This is a genomic window from Parapedomonas caeni (genome assembly GCF_041060555.1).
GTDB lineage: Bacteria > Pseudomonadota > Alphaproteobacteria > Sphingomonadales > Sphingomonadaceae > CAUJIW01.
Map to the genome: position 1 here is coordinate 24,383 of NZ_JBEUDS010000031.1, position 8,069 is coordinate 32,451.

Genomic DNA, 8,069 nt, shown 5'->3' on the forward strand with positions numbered 1-8,069 from the left:
GGGTCAGCTGCGGATTTGCGCAGCGAGAGCCGACAGGAAGTCGGTTGTGGACTCACTGCCGGACTCACTCCGGAGCAGCGATTTGAGGCCTTTGCCCGCGATTGCGGTGGCCTGGCTTTTCGAGAACCCTGCCTCGCGCAGGAAATTCTCAAAATCTGGGAGCGACGGCAGGATCTGCCCGTCCGTAACGGTCTTAACCGCCGTCACCTTGGCCTCGGTGTTCATGGGCATGGTGACGAGGCTGATTTCGCGAAGATCGATCTTCTTGAGGCGCAGCACGCCGGCCTTGTAGGGGTCGGGTGCGGCACCGCCCTTGGGGATGGTGTAGCCGATCGAGAGGCCTCCAAGCGCACCGTGCTTAAGCTTGCCATAGGCCCGCTGGGCGACGGGATCGCCGTCGAGGATCAGCTGACCGCGAACGAACAGGCCGCGGTCATCTTCGAAGATATCACGCCAGACGCCGATCGGCTCGCGCTGGTCGTGCTGCCAGAGCATCGGAATGCCCCAGCCTTCGGCGCGGGCCTTGGCGACGCTCTCCCGGAAAGCGCCCGGTTCGATGAGATCGCCGCCCTGGTCGACATTGCCGAAGGTCGAGGCGTAGCCCTCGAACTGCCCGGTGTCCTGAAGATCACTGGATTTGAGGGTCAGGGTGAGATGTTTCATTTAGGGGGCTCCGATGGGGCATTCGCTCCGGTTGGCGGCAGCAATCCTGCCTGGCTGATGGGCACGTTCTGCATCTGCATGCGGGGGACATCGCCGCCTTCGACGGGCGGCAGGTTCTCAAGGGCGCGGACCTCGTTGATGGTCATCACGCCGCTTCCCAGCATCGACTGGTAAAAGGAGGCACGCGCCGCGCTGTCACCGCGCAACAGACCTTCAAGGTTGAACTCGATAACAAGGCCCGCCTGCCGGTCGGCTGGCGAGAGCAACTGCTTGGCGAGCGCCTGTTCGATACGTTTCAGGCGCCGCCGCAGCGTGAACTTCTGGAAGCCCAGGGTCTGTTGTTCGAGCCCCGTGCCCCAGCTGGTGGTCTTCTCGGTGTGACCAACCATGAAGGGCGGCACACCGAAAAAGCGGCAGGCCTCCTCGACCGAGAAGGCCCGGCTTTGCAGCATCTGCGCGTCTTCCGGGCTGATCGAGAGCTGGACCCAGTCCATCCCCCGGTCGAGTAGCATTGGCCGCCCGGCATTGATCGCGCCCGCAAACTTCTCCTGCAGCAGTTCTTCGGCCTGCTTGCGCTGATCGAGAGTCAGGCTGTCGGCAGTCTTGAGGAGCCCCGAGGGCCGCACCCCGTTGCGGAAGGTGTCGCCCGATGCTCGCTCGATCGCCTGAGCCAATCCGAAGGTCTGGCGGCCGAAGCTGAGGGTTGAGAGACCGCCCAGCGGGTTGCCCCCGAAGCCACGGATGTGGAGCATGTTGTCCTGGCCGACGATCGAGCGCACCCCATTGTCGGACCACTCATATTCGAGGCTGCCGTCGCGCACACGGCGCACGGTCATCAGCTCGGGGGCTATAGGGACGCTGAGCGCCACCACCCGGCCATTGCTGCCCCGGATAATCTCGGCATAGGCATTGCCGTTCAGCTCAATGCAGGCGCAGATGAACTCCCAGAAATCGACCGCGGTCTGGTCGGCGTTCGGGCTGTCATGCAGGATCCGGTAGAGTGGATGGTCCGTTGCGACTGCCCTTGCGCCGCCCCTGGTCCGGTAGACCATGAGCGGCAGCGAGGCGATTGTGCCGGCCAGCAGGTTGACGCAGGCCCATGCCGAGGCGAGCCCCAGCACCGAGCTGGTCGAAACCAGTTCACCGGTCGTGGTCGTGCGGCCACCTGCGGGCTGCACCAACCGCGGATCAGTGAGGCCAATGGAGCGCGCGAGGTAGCCGAGCGCCTTTTGAAAGAGGTTCATGCGAGGCTCTTCAGCCAATCGTCGATGGAGCCGGAGGTATCGCCTGCCATCGCTGCCCCCACTGCCATGCACAGCGCGACGGCTGCGTCGATCTTGTTGATGGCCCGCTGCTTGGAGAGCCACTTGTTGTCCCACCGGTCGGTTTCGGTGACCGCCGACATCATCGCGGAAATGAGGACCGGATTGCGTTTGAGCCGAATGCGGCCCTCAAGGATCAGTTCTTCCAGATGCCGGAGCGAGCCCGGCATCCAGAGGCCTTCGGTCATCTCGCCTGCGGGCTTGGCCCGCTTGGTGCCGCCCTGTGGGTGCTCGACAAAGGCGAGGTCCAGCCCGAGTTCGGCGACTTCCTCCTCGAACCGGCGGAAGGCGTAGCGGTCGTAGGCGACCGCCTCGACCCGGTAGTCCGACGCCAGCTCAGCCAGCGCCTGCGCCACATGGCGAAAGCTGATGTTCTCGCCGGCCGGGGCGTTAAGGAACCCGTCTGCGACCCACAGGTCGTAGGGCTGCTTGTCGCGCAGCACGCGTGCGCTCAGCGTGTCGCCCGGCGTCCAGACCTCGACCCATGCGTCAAAGCAGGGTTTGCCGTCTTTCTCGCCATTGCGCTGAACGGCAGCCAGCGCGGTCAAATCCCGGTTCTGGCTGAGGTCGAGCCCGAGCCAGACGGGTGGTCCAGCCTTAGGTTCGAACTCCGCCAGCAGCGGTTCAAGCGTTGCCCGCGCCATCCAGGCGGTCTCGGCATCGGTCCACACGCAGAAGTGAAGTCGCAGGATGCCGTTCAATTGCCCCGGGATGGCTTTGGCCTGGGCCACGACTTCCGAGAGGTATTGCTCGGTGATCGTGACGCCCAGCAGCGGGTTCGCCTTGATCCAGCAGCTGGGGTCGGTCAGCGGATCGTCGCCCTCGTCGAGCGCACAAACATAGCTGAACGTGGTGTCGTCGATGACCTGACCCAGAAAGGTCGGGTCGGTCACGGCATCGGGATTACCGGCCGCCACCCGGATCGCGTGTTCGTGTTCCTCCCATGCGACCGAATTGCGGTCGGAGCCCGAGTTGGTGATCATAAACAGCAGCGGTTCGCGGCGGAACTTGAAGCCGCGTTCCAGCATCTCGATGATCGAGCGGTCAGGCAGCTCGTGGATCTCGTCCGCCAGCACGAAATAGGGGCGCGGTCCGGAACCGGTCTTGCCTGTATCCCGCGACACTGGGCGAAAAAACGATCCCGAACCATGGTGCGCGATATTGAATTCACGCCCCGGTCCGCCCGAGAATTCCAGCCGCCGCGCCAATGCCGGCGACTGGCGGACCATCTTCACCGCGTCGGCGAAGAGAATGCCCGCCTGTTCGCGTTTGGCGGCTGCGGCATAGATCTGGGCACCGGCTTCACCGGCCGCCGTCATCCCGAACAGGCCGATGCCGCCCGCGACCGGCGATTTGCCGTTACCCTTGCCCTGTTCGATGTAGGCCCGGCGGAACCGCCGGCGGCCGTCAGCCCGTTTCCAGCCGAACAGGCTGCCGATGATGAAGGCCTGGCTTGGCTCCAGCCGGAAGGGCTGGCCCTCGAACTGGCCTTCGGAGAGCTTCAGCACCTCCTCGAAGAACCCGAAGGCGTGGTTTGCAGCCTCGAGATCGAACCGGATCCCGTCGGTGCGCTTGAGGTCGTCGAGGTGTCGGCGACAGGCATTGCGCACGTGCGGTCCGGCAATGATCTCCCCGGCAGCAACCGCGCGGGCGTAGTCGGTCGTCCGGTCAGCTGAAGAAGCGGTCGGCTGGGTCGGCGCCTTCCGACGTCGCCTCGGCTGAGATTCTGCTTCTGGCACTGGGCGTCATCCCGAATTCTGCGGCGTAGCGCATCATGTCCGCAGCGGCCTTGTTGGCGGTGCCGACCAGCGGGTTCTGGATGGCGTTGCCGTTGGACGTCTTGATCATCAGGCCGCCCGTCAGCTGGTCTTTCTCGGCCATCTTGGCGATCGCGCGCTCCGCCTGGACCCAGCGGCCATAGGCCTGAGCGTAGGCAGCGAGGGCCGCGCGATCGACCTCGGACAGGAGGCCGATCCGGTGCAGCCAGTGGGCAACTCGGTTCCATTCCTCGAGCGCATCGGCGGTCAAATGGGGCGGCGGTGCCGGCAGTGCCGCAGGTACAGCGGCCTCCATGCGGTTGAGCGGTCGCTTGCCGCGATTACCCTCGATCAGCTTCAGATGGGTTGGTTTGGGTTTCGTTCCGGGCTTCATCCGTCATACCTTGGTTGCTCCGATGCCGGACGAGCTGAGACGCGAGAGTTCGCAGCGCATGCGCCGCAACCAGGGGGACCACTCCATTTCCGCAAAGTCGAAGCCGGTCCACCCGGTGGGCCAGCCCATCAGCGCCTCGACGAACAGCGGGTTCAAGGTCCGGCGCGTATCCGAGGTATCTGTCCCACGCGGCGGTGTCGTCAGGACCTGGCGGCCAAGCAGGCCGTTCACCGGCACATTGGCAAGACTGGTCGACCCATCCTTGTAGTCCCGGGCCGTCGGGGTCATCCATATAGCCGCCACATGGGTAAGGTCCGCCGTCCTGCGGTTGCCCGCACTCGGTTTGCTCCCGTCGCTGGCCATCGGCGTCGGCCACTGGGCCGCAACCTCCTGCAGGTCCGGGCCACCGGCTCCCCGTTCCGCGCGTTTCGAGTTCGGTCCTCCCGTAGTCGCCTTCGGTGTCGGCCAGTCCCGCGCCATGCGATCCAGACCCAGTTCGTGCTTCCGTTCGCCGCCGCGACTGCGAAAGCTGTCCGTCTGCGGCGTTGGCCAGATCGTCATCTTCGCGCATTGCAAGGATGAACAGGCGCTCGCGCCGGTGCGGTGCGCCGACTTCCGCCGCCGTAAACAATCCTGCCGCAACGACGTAGCCCATGCCGACCAGCTCTCGGGCGACTTCGGGAAACCCGAGGCGCAGATGATTGGCGACATTTTCGAGGAAGATGATCGGGGGGGCGCACTCGCGGATGATGCGCGCAACGTGCGGCCAGAGATGGCGCGGATCAGCTTCGCCGAGGCGCCGCCCGGCAACCGAGAATGGCTGGCACGGGTAGCCCGCAGTGAGGATATCCACGAGGCCGCGCCATGGTCGGCCGTCGAAGGTGGTAATGTCGTCCCAGACAGGTGCCGGATCCAAGGCCTTGTCTGCCATCCGCGCCACGAGAGTGGCTGCTGCGAAGGCTTCCCGCTCGACGTAACCCACAGTCCTGTATCCGGGACAGGCGATGTGGAGCCCGAGGTCGAGCCCGCCGGCACCGGCGCACAGGGAGAGGCCGTGCAGGCATGCGTCAACGCGCCCCGGATCGTATCCGGGGGGAGATAGAGCCATGTCATGCACGTTGTTACCGCGGTTGTTCGCTGACGTCGGCGAAGGTTCGCCCGTCGGCTTCGAGGGTGGCGGCCTGGCCGGTAAAGTCCTGCCAGCGTTTGATTGTCACGTCGACGTAGGCCGGATTCAGCTCGATCGCGTGGACCGAACGGCCGGTCATTTCGCCAGCAATGATCGTGGTACCGGAGCCTGAAAACGGCTCGTAGACAGCCTGGCCTGGGCTGGAATTGTTCTCGATCGGGCGCTTCATGCACTCGACCGGCTTCTGGGTGCCGTGACCCGTCTCGTTCTTCTTGGGCTTGGCAATGTGCCAGACGGTCGTCTGCTTACGGTCTCCAGCCCAGTGCCCCTTGGCGCCCTTCTTCACGGCGTACCAGCAGGGCTCATGTTCCCAGTGATAATCGCCGCGCGAGAGGACCAATTGGCCCTTGTCCCAGATGATCTGGGAGCGGAGCTGGAAGCCGCTGGCGGCAAGGCTGTCGCCGACCACGCCGGCGAACAGGCCGGCGTGCCAGACATAGGCGACGTCGCCCGGAAACAGGGCCCAGGCCTCGCGCCAGTCGGCCTTGTCGTCGTTCAGAACCTTGCCCTTGGCCGAGCCGCTGGCAGCGACGCCTGCTTGCTCCCGCCAGGCCGGATCATATTCCACGCCGTAAGGCGGATCGGTGACCATCAGGTGGGGAGAAACGCCGTTCAGGGCCTTTGTGACGATATCGGCATCGGTGCTGTCACCGCAGACCAGCCGGTGCTTGCCAAGCACCCAGACATCGCCGGGCTTGGCAATTGGGTCGACTGGCACCTCGGGAATTTCGTCGGGATCAGTCAGGCCCTCGGTTTTCTCCGCCAGCAGCTTCGACAACTCGTCGTCCGAGAAACCGGTCAGCATCAGGTCGAAGTCGAAGCCCTGCAGGTCACCTAGTTCGACCGCGAGCAGTTCGAGGTCCCATCCGGCGTTCAGCGCCAGCTTGTTGTCGGCGATGACGTAGGCCTTCTTCTGGGCCTCGCTCCAGCCCTTGGCGACCATGGTCGGGATCTGCGTAAGGCCCAGCTTGCGCGCCGCCAGCAGGCGGCCGTGACCGGCGATCAGGCCGCCGTCCTCGTCGACCAGCACCGGGTTGGTCCAGCCCCATTCGCGGATCGAGGCCGCGATTTGCGCGACCTGTTCGTCCGAGTGGGTGCGGGAATTGCGCGCGTAGGGCGTGATCTTTTCAATGGGCCAGAACTCACTGTTCTGGGCCGGCCAATCTTGCGACATGGCGCTCCTTTGGGTGAGCGCCGCTGTCGGCGCCGTCAGTCGGCCTGTTCGGCCTCGATTGCAAAGTGGGTCACAAAGCCCGTCAGGTAGGGCAGGCCCTTGGGAATGCCGGTTTCGCGAGCGGTGTTGCGGCTGATGGTCCAGCCCATCCAGCGGGCGATGGCGGCGTCGATCGCCGCCTTGGGATCAAGGCCGGCGTGGATCCCGTTGTGCACGTCGTCGGCGAAGTGGCGGCCGTGGCGGCTGTCGAGAAAGTCCCGCACCCCTTCAGGGGTCGCACCGGTGGCCTTGGCAACCGCCGGAAAAGCGATGCCCCACGCTGCCTCTGCATCCGTGAACCCGGCAGTCGAGCCGTAAAAACCCCAGGCTTCGTTGCGGGTCGGAAGGTGCGAGTTGGGCATGTCAGTCTCCGTGGTTGGCGAAGACGACTAACGCTCTGTTCGCAGGCACTATCCAGTCAAATAGACGGTTTTCCGTCACTTTCCCGGGTTCCACCCCCGGTCGCTAACTCGCGGGCGCGAAAAGTTTGGGCCAGGCGCGGTTTCCCCTCCCGAGGCCCCAGACTTTTGACCTCCCCCCGGGGGATCAGCCGATCGGCCAGCCATCGGGGCCGGTGCCGACCGTCCGGCGTAGCCCGAACTGCTCGGCCGTGCGGGCTTGGTGGCAGTCGGCGCACAGGCAGCGGATGTTGCTGTCGTCATCGCTGCCACCCTTGGTGAGCGGCACGATGTGATCGGGAACGGTTGCCTCGCGAACGATACCCTTGGCAGCGCAATCCCGGCAGAGCGGTTCAGCCCGTAATCGTCGCAGACGCTGCGCAACTGCCCGACGTCCCCGTTGCCGTTCAGCCATGCGCAACGCCTGAAACGAACAACGCCCGGAAGCTGGTGGGCTCCGGGCGCAGTTCTCAATCCTCTATTTCGGAAGGCCTACAGCATCGGGCAAGTCCAGTCAATGCGAAATTCAGCAATAATACAATAGATTCAGTTTGTTACTTCACTTGATGGGCGAGTAAATCTGATCACGAACTGTCACTGCCGATACGAAACAGGCGACACAAGGCATCCAGACCATGGCCAAGGTTGATGATGTCCGCTGCCGACCAGTTCGATGCTTCGACCTCGTGGCAAACCACTGCATGAACCAGGAGGCTGGGCTTGCGACCAACCGCACCAGGCGCATCGTGGTCGGCTGTGCGCAGCATCATGATTGCTGCGGCAGCGCGACGACGAACCTTCTCGACCAGGTCCGGGTCATGGTCAGGCGCGCTACCACCGAAGATACCCTCGTTGATAAGCAGGGCTGTGACAGAGCGCGGCTGATCCATGGGCAGGCCCATGACCGCACGGTTGCGGGCCATGATTTCACCGTACATCTCGCCTGCCGCATATTGGTCTGCTGTGATCTTGCCCGCAAGGGCGACCCGGCCAAGCGCCGTGCCCATGATCGGCCCCCACGGACGGGTCCAATTTGATTGTTAGTGCAATGATGGTCGTGGCGCCAGCGCGGGCGGCATCGCTGGTTGGGGTTGCAGGGCCGCCCGCGCGAATGCCGGGATGAAGACCTCCGG

The 8,069-nt window shown here is 64.5% G+C and carries 9 protein-coding genes and 1 pseudogene; all 10 read right to left on the reverse strand.

The genetic code is table 11. The features are described from left to right. Positions 1–3 precede the first annotated feature (3 nt). Positions 4–663 carry an HK97 family phage prohead protease gene (locus ABU113_RS15650; protein ID WP_454560437.1) on the reverse strand — a complete coding sequence of 220 codons (660 nt, stop codon included), beginning with the start codon at positions 661–663 and terminating at the stop codon, positions 4–6. Beyond that, the gene (locus ABU113_RS15655) at positions 660–1,907 is read right to left on the reverse strand and encodes a phage portal protein (protein WP_454560438.1); all 1,248 of its coding nucleotides are present in this window, start codon (positions 1,905–1,907) and stop codon (positions 660–662) included. The genes ABU113_RS15650 and ABU113_RS15655 overlap by 4 nt, the downstream gene beginning before the upstream one ends. Further along, positions 1,904–3,595 carry a terminase large subunit gene (locus tag ABU113_RS15660; protein WP_454560439.1) on the reverse strand — a complete coding sequence of 564 codons (1,692 nt, stop codon included), beginning with the start codon at positions 3,593–3,595 and terminating at the stop codon, positions 1,904–1,906. The genes ABU113_RS15655 and ABU113_RS15660 overlap by 4 nt, the downstream gene beginning before the upstream one ends. 58 nt (positions 3,596–3,653) lie before the next feature. Next, positions 3,654–4,136: a phage terminase small subunit P27 family gene (locus ABU113_RS15665; protein ID WP_454560440.1), complete on the reverse strand. Its 483-nt coding sequence runs from the start codon at positions 4,134–4,136 to the stop codon at positions 3,654–3,656. A 3-nt stretch (positions 4,137–4,139) separates the two neighbouring features. Next, entirely contained in the window at positions 4,140–4,499 is a 360-nt protein-coding gene (locus ABU113_RS15670) for a hypothetical protein (protein WP_454560445.1), read from the reverse strand. A gap of 211 nt (positions 4,500–4,710) precedes the next feature. Further along, a pseudogene (locus ABU113_RS15675) lies at positions 4,711–5,244 on the reverse strand (DNA cytosine methyltransferase); the annotation flags it as partial. Positions 5,245–5,257: 13 nt separating this feature from the next. Continuing rightward, complete coding sequence (locus tag ABU113_RS15680; protein WP_454560441.1) at positions 5,258–6,499, reverse strand: site-specific DNA-methyltransferase; 1,242 nt, start codon at positions 6,497–6,499, stop codon at positions 5,258–5,260. A gap of 35 nt (positions 6,500–6,534) precedes the next feature. Next, on the reverse strand, positions 6,535–6,900 hold the full coding sequence (locus ABU113_RS15685) for a hypothetical protein (protein ID WP_454560442.1): 366 nt from the start codon (positions 6,898–6,900) through the stop codon (positions 6,535–6,537). A gap of 184 nt (positions 6,901–7,084) precedes the next feature. Further along, positions 7,085–7,351, reverse strand: a complete 267-nt coding sequence (locus ABU113_RS15690; RefSeq protein WP_454560443.1) for an HNH endonuclease — start codon at positions 7,349–7,351, stop codon at positions 7,085–7,087. A gap of 169 nt (positions 7,352–7,520) precedes the next feature. After that, on the reverse strand, positions 7,521–7,943 hold the full coding sequence (locus ABU113_RS15695; RefSeq protein WP_454560444.1) for a hypothetical protein: 423 nt from the start codon (positions 7,941–7,943) through the stop codon (positions 7,521–7,523). Positions 7,944–8,069: the final 126 nt, after the last annotated feature.